The organism is Lewinella sp. W8 (assembly GCF_004375085.3).
Lineage (GTDB): Bacteria > Bacteroidota > Bacteroidia > Chitinophagales > Saprospiraceae > Neolewinella.
On the sequence record NZ_SNAQ03000029.1, the window covers coordinates 19,284 to 41,277 of the forward strand.

At 55.9% G+C, this 21,994-nt stretch carries 12 protein-coding genes; 2 read left to right on the plus strand and 10 right to left on the minus strand.

Annotated elements, in window-relative coordinates; all coding sequences use genetic code 11:
• Positions 1-156: 156 nt before the first annotated feature.
• Positions 157-4,278, minus strand: a complete 4,122-nt coding sequence (locus tag E1J53_RS22745) for an ATP-binding protein (protein WP_134274728.1) — start codon at positions 4,276-4,278, stop codon at positions 157-159.
• Positions 4,279-4,402: 124 nt separating this feature from the next.
• Here E1J53_RS22745 and E1J53_RS22750 point away from each other — a divergent pair, with 124 nt between their 5' ends.
• Positions 4,403-6,994 carry a lamin tail domain-containing protein gene (locus E1J53_RS22750; RefSeq protein WP_173021608.1) on the plus strand — a complete coding sequence of 864 codons (2,592 nt, stop codon included), beginning with the start codon at positions 4,403-4,405 and terminating at the stop codon, positions 6,992-6,994.
• 105 nt (positions 6,995-7,099) lie between these two features.
• Here E1J53_RS22750 and E1J53_RS22755 read toward each other — a convergent pair whose 3' ends face one another.
• Positions 7,100-8,113 (minus strand): pirin family protein, encoded by a 1,014-nt coding sequence (locus E1J53_RS22755; RefSeq protein ID WP_134274730.1) that lies wholly within the window; start codon positions 8,111-8,113, stop codon positions 7,100-7,102.
• A gap of 128 nt (positions 8,114-8,241) precedes the next feature.
• Here E1J53_RS22755 and E1J53_RS22760 point away from each other — a divergent pair, with 128 nt between their 5' ends.
• Positions 8,242-9,141 (plus strand): mechanosensitive ion channel family protein, encoded by a 900-nt coding sequence (locus E1J53_RS22760; RefSeq protein WP_134274731.1) that lies wholly within the window; start codon positions 8,242-8,244, stop codon positions 9,139-9,141.
• Between the two features lie 1,146 nt (positions 9,142-10,287).
• Here the strand turns inward: E1J53_RS22760 and E1J53_RS22765 are convergent.
• The 8 genes from E1J53_RS22765 to E1J53_RS22800 form a co-directional block, all read right to left on the minus strand.
• On the minus strand, positions 10,288-11,409 hold the full coding sequence (locus E1J53_RS22765) for a cysteine desulfurase family protein (protein ID WP_134274732.1): 1,122 nt from the start codon (positions 11,407-11,409) through the stop codon (positions 10,288-10,290).
• Positions 11,410-11,440: 31 nt separating this feature from the next.
• Positions 11,441-12,214, minus strand: a complete 774-nt coding sequence (locus E1J53_RS22770; protein WP_134274733.1) for an exodeoxyribonuclease III — start codon at positions 12,212-12,214, stop codon at positions 11,441-11,443.
• A gap of 77 nt (positions 12,215-12,291) precedes the next feature.
• Positions 12,292-12,771, minus strand: coding sequence for an acyl-CoA thioesterase (locus E1J53_RS22775; RefSeq protein WP_134274747.1), 480 nt, complete (start codon positions 12,769-12,771; stop codon positions 12,292-12,294).
• Positions 12,772-12,855: 84 nt separating this feature from the next.
• The gene (locus E1J53_RS22780; RefSeq protein WP_134274734.1) at positions 12,856-13,260 is read right to left on the minus strand and encodes a hypothetical protein; all 405 of its coding nucleotides are present in this window, start codon (positions 13,258-13,260) and stop codon (positions 12,856-12,858) included.
• Positions 13,261-13,395: 135 nt separating this feature from the next.
• Entirely contained in the window at positions 13,396-14,685 is a 1,290-nt protein-coding gene (locus E1J53_RS22785; protein WP_134274735.1) for an HlyD family efflux transporter periplasmic adaptor subunit, read from the minus strand.
• On the minus strand, positions 14,685-16,880 hold the full coding sequence (locus E1J53_RS22790; protein ID WP_134274736.1) for a peptidase domain-containing ABC transporter: 2,196 nt from the start codon (positions 16,878-16,880) through the stop codon (positions 14,685-14,687). Before E1J53_RS22790 ends, E1J53_RS22785 begins: the two co-directional genes overlap by 1 nt.
• 152 nt (positions 16,881-17,032) lie before the next feature.
• Positions 17,033-19,855 (minus strand): CHAT domain-containing protein, encoded by a 2,823-nt coding sequence (locus E1J53_RS22795; RefSeq protein WP_154640282.1) that lies wholly within the window; start codon positions 19,853-19,855, stop codon positions 17,033-17,035.
• Positions 19,855-21,987, minus strand: coding sequence for a S8 family peptidase (locus tag E1J53_RS22800; RefSeq protein ID WP_134274738.1), 2,133 nt, complete (start codon positions 21,985-21,987; stop codon positions 19,855-19,857). The genes E1J53_RS22795 and E1J53_RS22800 overlap by 1 nt, the downstream gene beginning before the upstream one ends.
• Positions 21,988-21,994: the final 7 nt, after the last annotated feature.

Consider the following 21,994-nt stretch of genomic DNA (forward strand, 5'->3'; position numbering starts at 1 on the left):
TAACTGTTGTTTGTTCATAGCGTCTCTCTCGGAAAATAGGCGGACGGAAGATTGATTAATTCTTTCGCATTAAATCAAATGCAAAGTACAAATATTCATATCGGAAGGTGGCCGCTATTCGGACAATAAGGTCCCTGATACGGACAGAAAGGCAATTTACTGCTCATTTTTCACCTCCTGGAGGATATTTGGTCTAAAATCCGCCGGACGAATACCGTATCTGTTTTTGAACTTTCTGGAAAAGTAACTGGCTTTTCTCAAGCCGATCTTTTGGGTGATTTCCAAAAGTGTCGGACGGGGCACCTTCCCCAGTAGCTCACGCGCTACCTGCATCCGTACCTCCAGAATGAATTTATTGGGGCTCAGCCCGGTCAAAGATTTGGTTTTGCGACTTAGGGTGCGACCACTCACAAAAAAGGCCGCCGCCACGGACTCTGTGCTCAGATTGGGGTCGGTAAGGTGGTTCCTGATGTAGTCCGATAATTCGTTTACCCAGATACGGTCTTCGGGAGAAAGTGCCTCCGGAGCAGATGGCTCATTCGGAGTATCGACTAGTTCCGTATTTTCCAGTAGAGCTTGCTTCCGGACGTTAGCATTCTGTATCAGGTTGCGAATTCGCTGAAGTAATTCTTCTTCCTGAAAGGGTTTGGTAACGTAATCATCTACTCCGATTTGCAGCGCCTTCATTCGGGAAGGGTGTTGCACCCTCGCGGAAACGACTACCGTAGGAATGAGGGCCAGCGCCTGATCGGCCTTGATCTGCTCCAAAAACTGAAAACCATCCATCTGGGGCATCATCAGGTCAGTAATGATGAGTTCCGGGAGGTCGCCTTTTTGTTTGTTGGCCTGAAGAATATCAAGGGCCTGAAGCCCATCTGCTGCGAGGGAAATTTTAAAATAGGGACTCAGGGCACTCTGATAAAACTCCCGCAGGTCAGCATTATCTTCAACTACCAGTACTCTGTGTGCCTGTGGCCCGTGATCGGTAGCGGAAAGTAGCGAGAAGTTTTCCTCTTCTTCCACTTCGGGGGCAACAATCGCCTGTTCTTCTTCCGGGGGGACGGTCGCAACCAGTGGCAGGGCGAGTTTAAACGTACTGCCCACGCCCAGCTCAGACACAACCGATAAGGATCCTCCCATCAGGGTCGTGAGCTCCCGGCAAATGGCCAGACCAATTCCCGACCCTCCTTCTGCCCGTCCGCTGTGCTGTTTCGCCTGATAGAAGCGGTCAAATATGTGAGGAAGATCCTGGGGGGAGATGCCGCGGCCAGTATCAATGATGTGGATGTGAAAGTTCTCCTCATCTACGGAGCAAGCCACCTTTACGGTCCCGCCCCGGTCGGTGTATTTAATGGCGTTTTGCAGTAAGTTCTGCAATAAGGTAGAGAGTTTGTCCCGGTCAATCTTGATCCATAGGGGCGGTGGTACGGTACATACCGGGGCAATCCGCACCTGCTTTTCGGCGGCCAGGTCAGAGAACGAAAACACGATGTTTTCCAACAAACCCTTCAGGTTGGTCGTAACGGGATTGAGCGGAAGCTTTCCCGTTTCCAACATGGATAAGTTAAAGATGTCATTGATCAGGGTAAGCATTCGGTCGCCGTTGATGGAGGCCCGCTCCAGTGCTTGCCGATCCTGATCGTCCAGTGCTTCGTGCTGCTTAAGCTTATTGATCGGTTGCAGCAACAAGGTCAGTGGAGTCCTGAGGTCATGGGATATGTTTTCAAAGAAGCGCGACTTCAGCGCATCCAGCTTTTGCAGTTCAACGGTTTGTCGGCGAATGACCTCCTGACTGGCCTCAATATCCTTTGTCCTCAGATTTACTTCATGCTCCAGCCAGCGGGTCCTGAGGTGAACGATAAACCAGATGACGAGGGCGAAACCCGCCAGCATAAGGGACCTGACCCAGGTTTGCAGATACCAGGGCGGACTTCGGTGGATCTTGTACTGCTTCTCCTCAAGCTTATTCCCCCGGAAGTCAGAAGCCCGTACGATCATCTGATGGGCGCCGTAGGGAATTCCCCGTAGGGGTAAAACGGATTCCGTGATCGGGGTGAACTGCTCCGTAATCCCCTCGATGTGGTAGGTGAGGTAGTGTTGGTTTCTTGATAATTGAGGCGACCTGAAGACCAACTCTGCCGCGGGGGCCTCTTCGGTGAGGAAGATGGTGTTCTCGGCCAGCAACGTAGGGAGTAAATTTTCAACCTTACCGGTGCTGTTGTCTACCCGTAAAACATCGATTGGCGTGATGTAGCTTCGGGAAGATATGGTGGACCCGGAAGGGAAATCATCCGGGTGAAAGGACATTAAGCCGTTAAGTCCACCCAGATAGATCCGGCCGTCATCATCCCGAAAGTGAGCCACCCGGTTAAACTCCTGATTGATCGTGCCGTGTTTGACGTCATAATTCTGGGAAAAGCCATCTTCTTTGTTGAAGCGAATCAATCCTTCCTCGGAGGAAATCCATAAAAGGCCATTTTTATCGGGATAAATGGAGTGGAGGACGTTGGAACTTAGCCCGTCGGCAATAGTGTATTGCCGGTAGCTTCCATCCCCGTAGTAATCCCATTTCAGCAGCCCTCCGTCACCGGAGGCCAGCCATAAGACCTTGTTTTCATCGATGTATACGTGATGGAAGTCCTGAACGGGCAGATAATTCTCCCCCTCAACGCCACTGCCGTACTGCCCAGTCACCCGATTTTTTCGGTCAATAAAGAAGACACCCCGTGAAGTACAGAGTAAGGTATTTCCGGTTGAGTCCAGCGTGGCGAAATACACCAGTGCCTTATTGAGCTCCTGGTGGTTATCGTCATCCTGAAAGGATTCTACCATATTGACCTCTGGGTCAATAATTCTTATGCCCCCGGACTCCGGCCCCACCCAGATTTTTTTAGAGACGGGGTGTTGCCAGAGTAACCAGTACTTTAAATCATCGATGGTCGTGTACCGATAACCTCGGTATTCCGTCATTTCCTTGCCGTCAAACCGCAGCAAATAAGGCGAAGAATTTTCATTTTCGGCTTTGACTACGTCCGGGCCAAGCCATAAATCACCGGCATCGTCCTGCATCACGGTATAATTCCAGAAGTACTGAACGGAATCGTCTACCTCCGCAAGGTCTTCGCCAACTCTGCGGCGGTTAAAGGGGTCAAGCCCCACCCACAGCTTGCCGTTTTTATCCTTACTCGCCTGCCTGACCAGAAATTCCTGACTGGTTTCCTTTCGAAAGGAGTTCGGGGTAAGGTTAACCGCCCATAAACCGTTGTTTTGGTCACATCCGTATATCGTCCCGTCTTTTCCGCGAAGGGCGTAGTGATCCATGGTTACGTGAGGGACGGTTCCCAGTACACCCTCTCCCGGTCGCATCAGGAAAATGGTGTCACTGTAGTAAATCCAGTGTAGGTCGTTGGCTAAGTCCAGGAATTGTAACTCTGCGTTAGCGTTGTCGGGAATTTCCGGGAAAAGGGCCTGCAGATCATACTGCCGCATATTTCCCAGCGAATCATAAGTAGCGTAGTTGCGGGGCTTACCGGACGAAGGACTCATCCACCGCCAATTGATCCCGCTGGAAGGATAATACTGTTTGAAGGTGGGGGTGTAATCAGCGCGATCCAGACTTAGTTGGTCCAGGATCTCGCCGCGGAAATTGATTCGGCTCAGAATACTCGTTTCCGAGCGGTAGCTTCTCAGGAGGGCCCAGAAGGAGTTGCTGGAGGCCTGGCCCATATTGTTCTGCCGCGGAATGTTTTGGCTGAGCTCCACCCGCTCGTAATTATCCCGCCCGTAATACCGGAGGAAGTATCCGTCCTGACTCAGAAAAATCATGCTGCCATCATCCACCTGGAAGTGGAAGTAGCACCGATTTAAATCCTCCAGAAAGTTGGGGGGCAGATACTCAGCGGGGTCAACGGCCTGCTCCAGAATCGGGTCGAAAATGGTGTACCGGATGTTCGGCAAAATCGCCTGAAGCAAATTGTTGTTCTGGCTATTGACCATCCAGAGCATCCCGTCATGATCTTCGTGGATGTCTCCGACCATATTAAAGTGGAGGCCGTGCTCTTCTTTGGTGTAAACCTTGAAGCGCTCTCCGTCAAAGCGGTTGACGCCGTAGCGGGTCGATAGCCAGATTAGCCCCCGGCTATCCTCGTAAATATGGTGAACGGAGTTATGGGAAAGGCCATTGGTCGTCGTATAGTGATCAACCAGACTGATCAGCTCCTGGGCGGGAAGGCCAAGGCTTAGCAGACCGCAAACTAGGATGGTGAGTACTCTACACATGGAAGGTCATCTCTATTCCCCAAGGTACAACGGATTTTATACTAGATGTTCTCCATTCCGAACCGGCTCTACTTTTCCGGCAAATATCCCCAACGGAGCGCCCGGCGCAATTATCTTTACCTCCATGAAATATTGCCTGAGCCTGCTCTTGCTGTTTGCCCCGCTTTTATGCTTCGCCCAAACAACGACGGATGATTTTTCGGACGGTGATTTACTCAACCCGGAATGGACCGGCGACACCCCGGACTTTGTGGTTACGGACGGCCGTCTAAGGCTAATGGCCACCGGAGCGGGGAGCTCTCGCTTGCAAACCCTTACTCCCGTGGAGGCCACCGCCGAGCAGCTGGTGTACTCCTTTCTGGTGGAGATGGATTTTGCCCCCTCCGGCAGTAATTATTCGGAAATTTTTCTGCGGGACTCCCAGGACGCCCAGCGGGTCATTACCCTCCGTTTCGGAGGGATTTCCGGGAGTGACGACGCCCTGGAAATCAGTTTTTCTGCCGGCGGTAATGTCGAGGGGACTTTGGGCGGTGCCGCAGGTGCCCTGGGCAGCAGTCCGGCCGTGGTTCGTTTTGAGTTGAAGCGCACCGGGCAGGCGGACAACTACACCTGGTCCCTGGCGACCAACTATACCGGGGGAAGTGAACTCACGGAAGAAGATACTTTTTCCACGACGGAACGCTTCGCTCCCGATATTTTCGAAATCCTGGCCACCTACACCAGTACCCGGGCCGATCGGTTCAGCTTCGATGACCTGATCGTCTCCGCCACCACCGAAGACCGGGATACCGTTCCTCCGACACTCACGGAGGTGGAAATCATTTCGGCGAACCTGGTCCGACTGGACTTCAGCGAGAACCTGGCACCTGCGCTTGCGCAAAATATCAACAACTACTCCTTAAGCAATCCCTCCATCACCGTGACGGGAGCTACCCTGAACGGAAGCGAGCTGAGCCTGGAACTCAGCGGCAACCTGCCCCTACGGGAGACCGTTACGCTGACCATCGATTCCATCCGGGATGAGGCGGGCAACCTCGCCCAAAACCTCACCGCAGCCTTATTCTATGATCCCACCATTCCTGCCTCGGCGGGCAACCTGATCATCACCGAATTCATGCCCGATCCGAATCCCGTGGTGACGAATCTCCCGGACGAAGAATACGTGGAAATCCAAAACCTCAGCGACGTAAGCGTTTCCCTCGAGGGCGTTGGTTTATCCAGTGGAGGTAGCCCCGCCACCCTGGGGGGCGGAAGCATCGGTCCGGGAGAATACCTGCTCCTGGTGCCCAACGGAGCGGGCGCCGAATACACTGCGCTGGGGATCGATAACGTACGCGAGATGTCCCTGCCCTCGCTCACCAACGGAGGAGATGAGATTGCGCTGGAGTTCGATGGCCAGGTATTATTTGGTCTCCGCTACACCACCGAATGGTACAATGACGAGGAGCGTAACGGCGGCGGATACAGCATCGAATTTACCGGGACGGACCCGGCCGACTGTGGCGGACTATGGCGGGCAAGCCTGGACCCCTCCGGCGGAACGCCCGGGCGCGCCAACAGCGTGCTCGGGATGCCGGCCGATCAGGATGCCCCGGAACTCCGGGAGTTCTCTGTCGCCGGCCAGGAAATCGTATTGATCTTCAACGAGCCCATCATCCCCGATCAGTTCGGTCCCTCCATCCTTACGTTTGATGGCCCGTCCATCACCGCCGTGGAAGTTTTCGAAGACAATGAGCTGACTCTCTTTCTTTCCGAGCAACTCCCCGAAGGCGGGATTTTCACCCTTACGCTGCTGCCGCAGTATCAGGATTGCGCCGGGAACCGCCCCACTGACGACCTGACGCTGCAGTTAGCGAACCCCGTGCTTCCGGCCCCCGGAGAAGTGGTAATCAACGAAGTACTCTTCAATCCCGCTTCCGGCGGAAGTGATTATCTGGAACTCTACAACTGCTCCGACAAAGTTTTCCAAATTGAGGGCTGGGTACTCAGCAACACCCAGTCAACTTCCAGCACCTCGGCTTCCCGCGAGGTTTCCGTGCGTCGCCTTTTCCTACCCGGTGAGCACCTGACCTTTTCGGCCGATCCGGACGTGATCATCGAACAGTACCAAGAAGTGGACCCCACGCTGATGGTGGATCAAAGCCTGCCCAGCCTGCCCGATGACGAAGGGAACATCACCGTGACTTCCGCGGAAGGAGAAGTACTGGATGCCTTTGACTATTCCGACGATTTGCACAGCGAACTGCTGGGGCCGGACGACGGCGTTGCTCTCGAGCGGTTACGGTATAAGGGGAATAGCCAGGAGGACGGAAACTGGTTCAGTGCTGCCTCCACCGAAGGATTTGGTACGCCGACCCGCCCGAACTCCCAAAATCGGGACGCCCTCATGCCTACGGGCGACCAGATTCTTAGTTTGGTCAGCGAAACCTTCAGCCCCGACGGGGACAGCTTTGAGGACATTCTGGAAATCATCTACGTCACTCCGCAACCCGGTTACCTGGCCCGCATCCGCATTTTTGATGCCCAGGGACGGTTGGTTCGTACCTTGCGCCGGATCGAGCTGCTGGGCAGCCAGGGCACCCTGCGCTGGGACGGTGCGGACGATGAGGGGCTGCGGGCCAAGCGGGGCGTGTACGTCCTCCTGGCCGAACTGTTTACCCCGGCCGGTGATGCGGTAGAAGAGAAACTGGTCGCGGTGCTGGCGGGAAGCCGTTAAGGCTTCATCCGATAGGTTTAGGTACTGGTGCTTGTCGTAAAGCAAAATTACAGGGCAACGCGTGCGGGTGCCGGGCATCTCCAGAGCAGCCGTGAGGGTGGGATGCTACCGGCTTTCCTCGCTTCCGTCCGGGTAGAGGGCGAAGCGTCCCTTATCCCGTGGGTGTACGTGTTCGTCGCTGGGCCAGGGCCATCCGCCAAACTGGGTTTTGCGGTATTCGGCGAACGCCATACTTATTTCCTCGGGAGTGTTCATCACGAAGGGGCCGTGCTGGACCACCGGTTCGTCGATGGGCCGCCCCTGCAACAGCAGCATGCTAATACTTTCCTTGCCCGCGACAAGGTCGATGGCGGCTTCGCTCCGTAACTGGATGGAATGGTAGTTATCAATTTCCTGGTCGGCAACGGTCAGGGTTTCCCCCTGGTAAACGTAGAGCGCCCGATTCAGTCCGGGGGCAGCGGCCGGTAGGCTCCACCGGGCGCCGGCTTCCATCCGGATCAGCCAGACCGCCAGATGATTGTCAGCATCCGCAGCCCAGGAATGCGGGGGTGGGGTCAGCGCGGCCTGCTCCCCGTAGTCGCCGGCAATCACCTTCACCGATGTTTCCTTGCCCGCGTCGTCCTTGGTGGTCACGACGGGAATATCTTCCGCCCAGAGCATCTGGTAATTCGGGGGCACCATTTTACTCTTACGGGGCAGGTTCAGCCAAATTTGAAAGAGCTCCAGAGTGTTGGGCCCCTCGGGGTCCAGGAGCGGAAACATTTCGGAGTGCAAGACGCCCTTTCCCGCCGTCATCCACTGTACGTCTCCCTGCCCGAAACGCCCCGTGGCGCCGAGAGAATCCGTATGGTCAGCGAAACCCCGCTCCACGACCGTGATGGTTTCAAAGCCCCGGTGGGGGTGATGCGGAAATCCGGGTACCTGCTGTCCGTGATACATACTCCAACCATCCTTCCCGCCGAAGTCATTCCCGATTCGTCGTCCCGCCAGGTTGTCTTTGGGGCCCAGCTCGTCGTTACCGGCAGGGTAGTGGTCCAGGTGATGGACACTGAACAGGAAGGGATCCTGGGTTTGCCAGGGCATACCAAGACGCTGTACGGAAAGAATCGGGGAGGACATTGGATTTTTATTTATGGTGTATACGATTAACGTAGGTACAACGGAATGGTTTGACGAAAGTCATTGCCTCCCGTACGGAAAAAGACTAGCTTCCCGGCAGAAAGGCCCCTGGCCACTAAACCAACCTTATGGAGACCATTGAATACCTGAAAAACTGGATGGTGGAGCATCCCACGGCGGTAAACATCCTTCGCTACCTGGTTTGGGTGGTGGTGATTATTCTGGTGATCTCCTTTCTGCGCAACTTCGTGAAGCGGAAGTTACCGGACATTGCCATTCGCTACAAATCACAGAAGGCCATCGAGATTCTGGGCTACCTGATCATCATCCTGGTTACGATCACCTACTTTACGGGAAGCATCAAGGACGTTACGATCATCATTGGCCTGTTGACGGCCGGAATCACCATCACCCTGCAGGAGTTAATCCTGAGCGTGGCGGGTTCCTTTTACATTTTTGTCGTGAAGGTGTACAAACCGGGCGACCGGATAGAGATGAATGGCATCAAGGGCGACGTCATCGACATCGATAGCATTTACACCACGATGATGGAAATCGGGGAATGGGTATCCAGTGATAACTACAGTGGCCGGATCGTTAAGCTCAGCAATGCTTTTGTATTCAAGGGGGCGATCTATAACTATTCGCAGGACTTCCCCTTCGTTTGGGATGAGATCAATCTGCCCATCCGGTACGGAGGGGACCTGGAGCGCGCCAAATCAATCGTCCGGAATACCGCGGACGAACTCCTGTCGGATTACGTGAAGCAGTCCATTACCCAGTGGCAGACGGTGGTCAAGAAATACTACATCGAGGACGCCATTGTGGAGCCCACGCTGGCGCTGAAACTCACGGACAACTGGATAGAAATGAACCTGCGGTATATCGTAGACTACAAGAAGCGGCGAACCACCAAACACCTGCTTTCGGAAGCCATTGAGCAGAAAATAAGGGCGACCGAAGGTGCGGTGGAGCTCGCCTCCACCACCTTCGAGGTGGTGCGTATCCCCGGCGTTAAGCTGGAATAGGAAAGGAGACAACCGACACGAAAAATGAGCTTCCAGAGACAGGTTGACCTATGGTTTAATTATTTGACAATCAAGAGTTTTAGTTTTGCAGTAGCGGTAGGGGATTTGTAGGATGGCATTAGCGTTATACCTCTTCTGATAGCACACAGAATGTCATTTCAGCTGAGTTCAGTCTCTTTAGTTCTTCCCTGCCAAAAGGAAGGTTGTAACATTGTATAAATTGGGTCAGATGAGTGGAGTAGCTAAATGGGGAGGGGTACGTAAGAATCCTCCAGGTTTACGCTTAAGCGCTAAGGAGAATTCTGCCTCATAAGCTTTCTACCTTTTGTAGGCCAAAAGGTAGCCAAAAGCCCTCGGCTGCATCATCGGCTTAACGGGAATGAAGACCTTTGCTGACCTACAAAGTCGAAACTCGCAACCGACTTGAAGGACAAAAGACCGCTGATTAGTTGCACATCACTGGAGGCTTTGCAAAGCCTTGGGATGCTCATACAACAACTTTGCTTAACGGTCGCAAAGGCCTCCATTCCCTACCGATGACGAAGGCCGAAAAAGGGGTAGCAGGGAAAAACCGGAACAAATCCCTAAGGAAAACTTGGTAGTAGCAAATACTTTGATCAAAGACAGCAACGAGAATAAATCTTATATCCGGCCTTAATTGCTGGTAGGGGGAGCGGTGCTTTTGGGCCGTGAAGCGGAATTGGTGTTTGAGCCAATGCTCGATGATTGCTTGAAAAACAAGGAGTCGGCAATCGATAGGTGTTCTTTGAAAAAATTAGTGTGCGGCGAGTTTCAATTTCGTAGGCGCCAAAAGTGCCGTGAGCCCGTTAAGCCGGCAATTTAGACGGAAGGCTTTTGCGGTACTTTTGGCCGACAAAAGTACCAAACTTGCATAGTAGAAAAAATGTCCGTCTTTGTTCGGAATCAGTAATGATTAGGCTTCCATATCACACCTCCATCTAATACCAGAAAAGCAATTTATTGAGGAAAAACATCAAGGAGAAGAGGTTTATAACTCTATGCTACAACCAGGGTTATAACTTTGCACTAACCCACAAATTTCCTGCCGCTACCGTTTGCTCTACTGATCAACCGCGATTCTACGGAATCGCTGATGAAACCTCACGAAAAAAACTACCATTAGAGTTAAAGCATGCCCTCCAACTTATCGATCACGGTATCAATTTCTTCCAGGGTGTTGTGGTGGCTGAAGGAGAACCGGATGGTGTGGCGTTTGCTGTCGGGGTGCAAATGACCGACCACGTGGCTCCCCACGTCAATTCCGCTGGAGCAGGCCGATCCTCCACTCGCCGAAATGCCGTGCAGGTCGAGGTTCATCAGCAGGAGGTCGCCTTTGGGCGATTCGGGGAAGCTTACGCTGAGCACCTTGTAGTGTCCGCGGGCGGGGTCCCCGTTAAAGGTTACTTCCGGGTACTTTTCCCGTAAGCGGGACTGGAAGTGGTCCTTCAATTGCTGGATGTGCCGGGCGCGGGCTTCCCGTTCGGCCACGGCTTTTTCCAGCGCCTTGGCCAGGCCCACGATACCGTAGATGTTTTCCGTGCCGCCGCGCATATTGCGCTCCTGGGCACCGCCATCCAGGTAGGGCTTGATGATGTTGTCGTTGTTTACGTAGATAAAGCCAACTCCCTTGGGACCGTAAAATTTGTGGGCGGATCCGGAGAGGAAATTTACCCGCGTCTGGTCGAGGTCAATGGGGTAGTATCCCATGGTTTGCACGGTATCGCAGTGAAACATGGCACCTGCGTCCGCGCACAAAGTGGCGACCTCCTCCATGGGCAGCAAATTCCCGATTTCGTTATTGGCGTGCATCAGGCTGACCAGGGTCTTTTTGGACTTATCGGCCAGTAGTTCCCGGAGGTGGTTGAGGTCAACGTGTCCCCGCTCGTCGATGTTGGCCATGACCACTTCCGCGGCGCCGGTGGCTTCGATGCTTTCCAGGCTGTGCAGTACGCAGTGATGCTCGAGGGGAGAGGAAATGATGCGCTTGACGCCAAGGTCCCGGACGCTGTTTTTCAGCGCCATATTATTGGCTTCGGTGCCCCCGGAGGTAAAGAAAATCTCTCCGATACTGCAATTCAGGGCGTTGGCCACCGTCTTGCGGGCGGTTTCGATGAGCGCCCGGGCCTGCCGGCCTTCGGCGTGAATGCTGCTGGGGTTACCGTAGTGGGCGCGCATGACTTCCGTCATGCTGTCGAGTACTTCCGGGTCGAGGGGGGTGGTGGCAGAATTGTCGAGAAAAATACGCATGTTGGTGGCTTGGTTAGGGAGCAAATGCGGGTCAGGTGGTTAGATCGAGGGCAATCGGGCAGTGGTCAGAATGCATGGCGTCCGGCAGGTGTTGGACGCTCGTTACGCGGTCCATCCACTCGTAATTGAGGCTGTGGTAATCGATGCGCCACCCCTTGTTGTTGGCCCGGGCATTGGCCCGGAAACTCCACCAGCTGTAGGCCACCTCCTCCGGGTGTTTTAGCCGGAAAACGTCTCCGAGGCCACTTTCGGCGAACCATTTGGTCATCCAGGCCCGTTCGTCGGGGAGGAAGCCACTGCTCTTTTCGTTGCGTTTGGGGTCGTGGAGATCAATCTCCTGGTGCGCGATGTTGTAGTCCCCGACTACGAGTACGTTGGGCCTTTCCTGGCGCAGGTCCTTGATGTACTGCAGGAAATCGTCCAGAAATCGATATTTGAAATTCTGACGTTCTTCGCCCTGGCCGCCGTTCGGGAAATAGCAGTTGAAGATGGTCAGGTCACCGAAGTCGGTGCGCACCACTCTTCCTTCCCGATCGTAGGCTTCCATGCCAATGCCTTCCTGCACATAATCGGGGGCGATGCGGCTCAGCGTAAGCACTCCGGAATAGCCCTTTTTGCTGGTGGCGCTGTGCCATTGTTGGTGGACATATCCCAGGGCTTCCAGTTCCGTCATGTCTACCTGCTCCGCAGACGCTTTGGTTTCCTGGAGGCAAAGTACGTCGATGTCAGATTCGGCAACCCATTCCGCCAAACCTTTACGGAGAGCAGCCCGGATACCGTTTACATTGTAGGTAACAATTCGCATGGCCGCGAAGATAGAAATTCGACTGTGATCTGCTGGCTTTTTCCCTCCTTAGTTAAGTTGGAGAACCGGCGCTGGAGTTACTGGCCAAAAATTTCTCTGAGGTGGCTCGCCTGGTCGGGTTTCATCCGGCCGGCCAGAACGAGGCGTAGTTCCCGCCGGCGCATGGCGCCGGCGTACCGCTGTTCTTCAATCTCCGTAAGCGGAATGATTTCGGGAATGGCTACGGGACTGCCGTTGTCCTTGTCCAGGGCCACGAAGGTGAAGTAGGCGTGGTGGGTCCGTCGTGGATTCGCTCCCTGCATGGTGGCGGCGGTTGCCTCCACGTAAATCTCCAGACTGGTGTTGAAGGCCCGGGTTACGGTAGCTTCCAGCGTCACTACCTCACCGTTGCGGATGGGGGAGCCAAAGGCGACGTTGTCCACCGAAGCCGTTACCACCGGACGATTGGTGTGCTTTCCGGCGCAAATGGCGCAGGCGATATCCATCCAGCGCAGCAGGTTTCCCCCCATCAGGTTGTTCTGGGGGTTGGTATCGTTGGGCATGACCAGTTCGGACATGATCGTCCGACTATCGGACACGCGTTTGGCGGGAGGACGAGACAAAGGGGGCTTGGTTTTGGTTGGGGCAATAAAGTCCGGAGCTTATTCTACAATGACGCCGGGCTGGTTAAGAACGGGAACGGTTTGCAGTTCCGCTTCGTTGATGGAACCCGCCGGGAAAATGAACTTTTTATCCAGCATGCCTCCCTTGGCGTTGAAGCTGACCCAGTATTCGTTCTGAATGCCGAACAGTTCGGGGGCAATGGGTTCGATTTTCAGAAACCCCTTGGAAGGAATGAGCTGATGGAAATGGCGGAGTACCGTAGTGGTTTTATCCCTTCCGTTGAGGATACCGTAGCCCTGGCTGGTGATCAGGACGTTCTCCATCGGTTCATCCATTTCATTGATGACGTAGATATCCCATAGATCGTCCTTAGTACCGTTCGGACGGGGAACGACGGCTACCATTACGTGGGTGACTTGGGGGACTGCGATATCTTCTTTCATGGGTGAGCGATTAGCGTACCTACTTTTAAGGCCGCGAAGATACGATAATTCCAGCACCCGTAAAACGAGCTAACGTTAATCTAATTATAAGAAGGTCTGTAAGTTAGCCTTTGCCGGATGAAGGACATCCGCAGGTTACCGGCCGAGGAAGCGCCGCAGCAGGGTTTCGTCGTCGGTGATGATGTTGGCCTGGCCGTGCATGAGCGGAGAGGGTTCCAGTCGGCGGCCAATGGTGGTCTTCAATCCTTTCGGGAAGGCGACCTCTACCGTGATTTTCCGATCCGTGGGGATGGTCCCCTTATTCATGACAACTCCCTGAACGGAGCCAAATTCCAGGTAGGGGTAATTGTCAAACTGAACCATCACCCGTTGCCCGACTTCCACTTTCCCGGAGCCCTTCAGCGCCAGGTCAATGCGTCCGATGATGTCACTATTGGTGGCCGGAATGACGGTGGCCACTTCGCTAGCCTGGAGCAGGAACCGGTCTTTCTGAATCAGGCGGTCAAACAGTACCTGGCCCCGGACCGGGCTGACCACGGTATAGTCGCGCATCCACTCCCCCAGGGAGGCCCGCAGGGCCGAAAAGCTGTTCCGCAGGTCGTCGGCGGCCTTGGCCACCGTACTGGGTAGTCCGCCCCGGTAACTCTCAATCTGGTTGCGCATCAACTCGATGTCAAAACTCGCCGCCCGCACGTTACTCCGGCTGCGCTGGAGATCCGCCTCCGTAATCTCAACGGACCGGCGAGCGGTGTTCAGTTGCTCCTGGTTGTCAATGCCGTCCCGCAGCAGTTGTTCTTCCCGGGTCAGTCGCTCCCGTTCCCCCTGAAGCTGCCTTTCCAGGCGCTCCTGGAGTTGTCGTTGCTCCCGGATGTAGCGTTCCCGTTCCGCAATGCGACGACGCAGCTCCGGGGTGGTCAGGCCGTCCAGCCGGCGGGCTACCAGGTTGTTATACACTTCCTGCTTCTCCTGAAAATCGTATACGGCTTCCTGGATTTCCCCAAGATTCCAGTTGGCGGGGATTTCCAGTTCCGCCAGGGCCTGATCGGTCTGGTCCCGCATGTTGTACAGGCGGGTGTCCAGCGAGGAGAGGTGCTCGTAAGTTCCCCGGGTTTTGGCTACCATCAGGGTTTGGGCGGCCTCCACGGTGTCTCCGCTGTTGACCAGGATGCGGTCAATGGAGAAATCCTGTTTAACCTGCAAGCGCCTCGGTGGGTCAATGGTGGTAAGGGTAAGCTCTCCTTCCACGACGTCGGGGTAGGAGTAGAAGGAGGCCAGCGTCGCCAACGATACGACAAAGACCAGCAGCACCAGCGTACCGTATTTGGCCAGCCATACGGGAGGCGTGCCGATTACCTCCTCAACGTCCTGACTACGCCGGAGTTGCGGCGACTGGGCGGGAGTGGATGATGAAGCGTAGTCGGCCATCAGTTACCCAACAGCGTTTGATTCCGGACGAGGCGGAAATAATTGGATCGCCGCTCCATCAATTCCCGGTGGCTGCCCTGCTCGACGATTACTCCCTCGTTGAGGACGATGATGTGATCCGCGCGCTCAAAGGTGGAATGGCGGTGGGCCACCAGGATTACCGTTGCTCCGGCGATGTAGTCAAACAACTCGTCCATGATGGTCACCTCGGTAAAGGCGTTCAGGCCGGTGGTGGCCTCGTCAAGGAAGAGGTATTTGGGCTGGTGATAGATGGCCCGGGCAATCAGCAGCCGTTGCTTCTGCCCCTGGCTGAGCCCCATGCCGGATTCCCCGATTACGGTGCCGTAGCCTTCCGGAAGGCGATCAACGAAGCGTTCAATCTGGGCAATTTTGGCGGCCTTCACCATCCGGGACTGATCCACGATATTGGCCCCCAGTGCGATGTTGTTGGCGATGGTGTCCGTGAAGATGTAACCATCCTGCAGCACCACCCCCGACTGGCGTCGCCAGAAGGATTTGTCCAGCGTGTTCAGGTTAGTACCTCCCACCCGGATTTCACCACTGGTGGGCTGGTAGAAACCCTGTAGCAACTTCAGCAGCGTCGATTTTCCGCTGCCCGAGGTCCCGACGATGGCCGTGATCTTACCGGCGGGAATGCGGGCGTTGAGGTCCTTCAGGACCATGGGGGCATTGGGGAGGTTATAGTGGAAGTTTACGTCCGCCAGGTCAATGCTGCCATCGCCCGGAATGATGCTGATGCGGTTGAATGGGTCCTCCTCATCAGCCTTGTTGTGGATTTCGTTCATCCGCTCCAGGCTGATCATGCTTTCGCGGTACCCGCGAATGAATTCAGTGAAATCCTCTACGGGATTGTTTAGCTGAGCAAGAATGTAGTGGATGGCCACGAGGGCACCCAGGGTCAGGTCACCGGAAAGCACCGCGCCGGCAGCCACCAGGGTGATGAGGAGGTTTTTGATCTGGTTGAGGGCGGTTCCTCCGGTCCGTTGCCATTGGTCCAGGTAGCTGAGGCGCTCCTGAGTCCGGTACAGTCCGGCTCGCTGCCGCTCCCAGGCCCAGCGCTTTTGCCGGCTGGCGTTACTTTGTTTGATCTCCTCAATACCGTCGATGATTTCCATCAGACTCTCTTTCCCCTTGGCACTTTGCTCGAAGATTTTGAAGTCCAGGTCCCGTTTCCGCATTTCCTGCAGCCCCACCCACCCAACGTGAAACAGGGTGCCGATGAGAAAGATGAAGAACAATTCTACGCTCCACACGGCCAGTACCAGCGAAAAGGCGAAGAAGTTGAAAAGACTGAAGGCCCGTACGAGGGTAGAACCGGTCAGGAAGCTCTGCAGTCGCTCGTGGTCGTTGATGCGTTGCAGGAGGTCACCGCGGCTCCGGCTGTCGAAGAAGGAGAGCGGAAGTTTGGTGAGCTTGTGAATGTAGTCACTGACCAGACTTACGTTCACCCGCCCCCCGATGTGTAGCATAATGTAACGACGCAGGGCACCGAGCAGCGTGATGCTCAGCATCAGAATGCCCTGGGCCACGACGACCAAAACGATGAAGTCGAAGTCATCATGGACGATCCCGAAATCGACCATGTTTTTCAGCAGGAAGGGTAGGGCGATCTGCAGGACGGAGGCCAGGAGTAATCCCGAGCCAAACTGCCACAGAAGGCTGTTGTACTTACGGAAGTACTGCAGGACGTACCGCAGGCTGCTCTTATCGAGTCCCTCCTTGTCCTTGGAGTAGAATTCGGGGGTGGTTTCGAGGACCAGGACGTTCCCCATAGGGTGCCCGCCCTCTCCCTGAAGCGTGGCCCAACCCTTGAGGAGGGCCTCGGCCGAAAGTTCTTTTTTGCCGATGATGGGGTCGGGGTCGGCGATGTAATATTTCCCCTTGCGAATCCGGTAGAGCACCACGAAGTGTTCCTCGTTCCAGGGAAGAATACAGGGTAGGGGAATGTCGCGTTCCAGCTGTTCCAGGGTAACGGGCAAGGCCAGGGTCTGCAGGCCGATGCTTTCCGCACCTTCACTGATGCCCAGTAAGCTGACCCCCTCGCGGCTGATCCGCGTCCGTTCCCGGAGAAATTCCAGGTCGTAGTACCGCCGGTGATGCCGGGCAACCATGCGCAGGCAAGCTGCCCCGCAGTCCATTTCTTCCAGCTGTTGGTAATACGTAAAGCCTAGCATAACCTCACAAATATAATACCTTGTAAGTCAAAGGGCTAATGGCTTTGAGCTGCTCCGAAGGGTGACTGCACCCAGGTGGTCCATGGCACCCGCTCCGTCAAAAAAAACTACCGTTCACTCGCGGGAGGGAACATCGGGGATCGAGAATTTATTTAAGCAATTTGCTTATTTTTTCGTCTGATTGCCCAGTATGTAAGCCCCAAAAGGAGCAGAATTAGGGCAGCGATCCCCAAGTACCCCATCCGGCTCGATCGGGTAAGTGCTACCGTTTGCACGGGTCCGTAGTAGGTCATGCCGGCCCACTGATACGGCGATTTTTGGTGGTCCGGAACCTCCGGATTCGCCAGGTAAGCACGTTTGGCTTCGTGCAAGGCATCGGGAACGGATTGCTCTGTTTCCAGTAGGCCATAAAGCTTGGTCAGGATCGATCCCGTACTGTTGGCGTTGACGTTCCAGAGGCTGGAAATTATTCCCTTGGCACCGGCCTGGGCGAAGCCACGGCTCAGGCCCAGCGTTCCTTCCCCGGGGGCATTTTTTCCGATGTTGGTCTGGCAGGCACTCAGGATTACCAGCTCCGCCGGAATCGACAACTGATACACGTCCTGCAGGTACACCAGGCTATCGTAGAGGGCAATGTGCGGAGCCTGCTCTTCGGGGGAAGAAAAAGCGTGGGTAGACAAGTGAAGGATGCGGGCAGAGCTAACGGACCGGGTGAAGGCGGAGCGGTTGGCCTCCTCGTTCAGGTGTTCCTCCAGTTGGTAGATGTTCCGCAGGGTACTGAGTTCATCCGTGGCGAAATCCAGTTTGGGGTATCCGGTGGGGGAAGAGCCGTCTCCGAAGGGCGCAAACGCCAGGAAAGAGGTCGCGGAGGTCTTTGGTAAATGATGCTGACGATAAAGCACCGTAGCGGAAAAACCGTGATGAATCTGGTGACGGTGCAGGACCAGCGGAAGGCCGGAAAAGCTGCCGGGAAACTCTGCGGAAAGGGACAGGGCGGAGAAGGGCAGGTAGGTGAGCAATCCGTCGGGAAGAATGACGAGGGATTGCCCCTCCGGAACGTCCAGGGGTTGCAACAACTGGGTGTACAACTGATGGGCGGTACGGGTGTAATCCTGGGGAGCATTCTGGATCACGGAGGCGGAGGAGAAGTAGTCCAAAAACGCCGCCGTGGTGGCCAGAATATCTTCGCTTTGGCCCAGTCGATGGACTTTCGGGCCGTCAGCGCCAAGCACGAGGGCAAAGGCATTCTTTTCCCCCAGAAAGTATTGCACCATCCACCGTTGTCCGTCCGCTAAAAGTTCGTCCGTAATCGTTTGCCAGGGCACGATCTCCGACACTTCCTTACTGGCCCGGAAGGCGGGATATTCCTGACCCACCCGCTCCCGGAAGGCCGCCAGGGCCCGTTTGGCGGAAAGGTAGTCGCCATACCGGGCATCTCCGGGGGTGTCAGGACTGGACAGGGCGCTTCGGCTCGCTTCCAGCCGGTTAAACAGCACTCGTTCCCGTTCCCGGAGGCTGTCGGGTAATGCGCGCAACGCATCACCCTTCAGCAGGGCTTCGTACAGTAATACGGCTTTGCTTTTTTCGAAAAAGTAATGGGCGGCAGCGCCCTGGTCGGTGGCAAAACAAAGTTGAATGGCCGCTTCGTACAGCTCCGTTGCGCGGGCTCTCCAGATGAGTTTGGTTGTCATCCCGTCGTGGTCTTCGCGCAGCAGGTCGATGACGGCGTCTCCCCGCTGGTAAACCGCCAGCGCGTCTTCTAGTGCGGCGTCTTCTCCGGTCTGGCGGTGGAGGGCTTCCAGGCCCCTGGCCTGGTCGGTCAGGTAGCGCAGCAGGTCGATCTTCCCGTCGGCGTATTCCAGTTGCTCCAGGGTCGGGATTGACCCCAGCTGCCGGGGCGTGTAACCCGGAATCAGCATCGCCTGCGCGCGCTGAAAGGCACTGACGGCGTCTCCGGGACGATTGATGGCCAGGTAATATTCGCCCAGGTGGTCTTCCCCCTGGGCCTCCAGTCGGGGTAAATCATTTTCCCGGGCCACGCGGATACCGCGCTGCAGGTACTGCAAGCCGAGTTTGGTCTGCCGGTTTTCTACGTAGGCCAGTCCCAGATTGTTGGCCGTCACGGCAATGCCGAAGGGGTTATCCCCGGCACTGAAAATGCGCAGCGCCCCCAGGTAATGCTCCACGGCGGCGGGAAAATTTCCGAGTTCATCCTTGACCGTAGCGAGGGTCAGCAGGCAATTTGCGTAACTTTCCTGGTCCACTTCTTCCGCCGCCAGGTATTCCCGGCTGGCGATGCTCAGCGCGGAATCTGCCCGGGCGAACTGTTCCTGCTGCTGCCACAAAAGGCCGAGGTCGTGGAGTGCCCTGGCCCGTCGGGTCGGGTGTCCGGTGGCCGCAGTAGATTCGATGGACAGCGTCAGGAGCTGGTGTGCTCGCGTGTATTCTCCCATGGCTCCGAGTGCCTGGCTGAGCTTAAGCCGGGCGTTATGTAGCCTCCGCTCCGCCTCCTCGGCCTCGGCAACCTCACTACTTTCCTTCAGGGCCTCAAACACCGAAATACTCTCCTCCAGGGGGACAACCGCATTACGGAAATCATTCTGAACCACAAGAAAATAGCCAAGGTTGTAGTAGGATTTGCCGAGATCCTCCGTGGGGTTTTCCGTGTAGAGGCGTTGCCGCAGGTGCAGTGCGCGTCGGGTATAAAAGGCCGCGCTGTCCGGTAGACCAAGGTAATTGTACTCCAGGCTAAGCTCATGATTTACCGCCGCAGTGAGGGAATCCAGTTCTTGGGGGCAACCCATCAGTTGGTCCGATAATTCCCGGAATTCTCCAACCTCATACGTTTCAAGAAACCGATTAATGGCCGCTAGAATTTCTGCCTCCGTCGGGCACTGGGCCCGCAGGCCCGTGGAGAAGAAAATACCCAACGGAAGCAGCAAAAGCAGGAAAAAAGGACGGACGGCGATCGGCATCAATAGTGAATGATTTTTGCGGTCAACAGGCGGTTCCCGGAGCGTAGCTGCACCAGGTAGGCTCCCGACGGCAGATCGGGAATGTCCACCCGGTAGGGGACGCCCGCGCCAATGGCGGGCGTGCGCAGCTGGTGTACGGTTTGCCCGTTCAGGTTGATGATCCGTAGGCGTCCTTCCGACAGGGTTTCCGGACTTTCCAGCCACAGCTCATTCACCACGGGGTTGGGGTAGAGTCGAACGGGGAGCCTGGTCGGATTGTCCAGGTCGGTCATGATGCAGGGCACCAGGTCGGCGAAGCGCAGGAAGCGGCCCTGGTCCGCTGCATTACGCAGGTCGTTGGTGGGGGTAAGACATTCCAGCACTTCGGTGCGCACCAATCGGTAAGGAACCTCTTCCGGCGTACCTCCGTTCAGGTTGACGCAGATGCCCTTGGCCGCCGCGGCGGTGACCATCGGAGTGGCCATGGAAGTGCCGGATTTTTTCTCCTGGCGGTTGCCGGGAATGGCGCTCAGCACTTCGGTGCCGTTGGCCATCAAGTCCACGAAGTTGGGACTGAAGTTGGTGAAGAAGGCGGGGAACACGCCGGCCAGACCATTGGGGTCCGGTTCCGTGGCGCCCACGGTAATGACGTTGTCGGCCGCGTAGCAGGCGGGATACTGGGGCAGGGTATCCAGGTCGATGCCGTCGTTGCCCGCTGCGCTGACGATCAGGATGTTCTGCAGGGCCGCCGAATCAATGGCGTTGGACAAAATCACACTGGAATCCCCGAAGAAGCCCCAACTGTCGTTGATGATGTCGGCGCCATCCAGGATGGCCTGGAAAGTGCCACAGGCCACGTCAAACAGATTGGAAATGCCGTTGTTGTCGTGCGTTTTGTAGGGGATGAAACCGTACTTGCAGTCACCGCCGAACTTGCGCAGACTATCGGCAATAATGCCCGCTACGTGGGTGCCGTGACTGTTGTCGTCGTAGGGGTTGTTGTTGTCGGCGATGAAGTTCCAGCCGATGGGATCGTTGAGTAGGCAGTTGCCGTCTTCGTCCTCCCCAGTGGTTTCGATGTCATCACTGCCGGTCCGGACAAAGCCCCGCACGGCCGGATGCTGGTAATCAATCCCCGTATCCAGGATGGCGATCATAATGGATTCCTCAACGCGGGCGTCCAGGTTCCGGAGGCTGTCCGTGGTCAGCGTATCGTTGGGCATGATGGGCGACGGCTGGAGGATAACGCCGTTGTAGTAGTTCAGGTCCACGCCGTCTACTTTACCCCGGGAGCCCTGGCCCAGTTTGTTACTTTGGATGTTGGTACTACCACCGGTTTCCCGCCGGGGTGGACCGTTATCGGCAAAGGCGGAGCCGTCGATTTCCCAGAGCTCCAGTTTGTCGCAGGCGCAGCTGTCCTTCAGCACCGCCCCGTTGGCCATCCGCAGGGAATCCCGGAAGGCCGCGTCGGCCGTGGGCGAAAACTGCACGACCAGCTGGTAGGGAACGTAGGCCCAGCGGGCGGAATCAATTTCGTAGGGATACCCCTGCTGCGCCAGGTAGTTGCCCATGGTGTCCGGCACGGTCTGTGGGGTCGGGAAGCCGTCAAAAAATTCGACGTCGTCAATCAGCCAGAAATAACCTTCCTCCTCGTGTTCGAATTCGATTTGCAGATTAGGGACGTTGAAGTCCGTAAGGTTCACGATGACGGTGTCAAAGGGTGCGGTCTCCACGTCCCGACCCAGGAGTGGGTTGAGTTGAATCTGGGCCAGAAGCCCGCCGTCCTGATAAACGTTCAGGAACACGTCCCCTTCGTAGTGGCGGTAGTACTGATGGAAGGTGAGGTACAACTCCGAGGATGCGGTGAAGTCGAGGAAGCCCGGAGATCGCATCCGGGCGCCGGAACCGTCTCCCCAGAGGACGGCGGCGTTGCCGCCGGAGCCGGAGGCAATCGGCGGCCGACCGTCCCAGAAAGCATCGATGGCCGGGTCATCGGCCGTCCCGTCCGTACTCTCGCGGACGTTGCCGGAAAGTACCCAGTCGTTGATGTCGTCGTTGTCGAAGTCAAAAATGGCCAGTTGCGTCTGGGCGCTCAGGTGGCCGGTGAAGACCAGGAGCAGGAGGGTGAATAGCGAGGGAAGGGAGCGAATCATAGAGTAA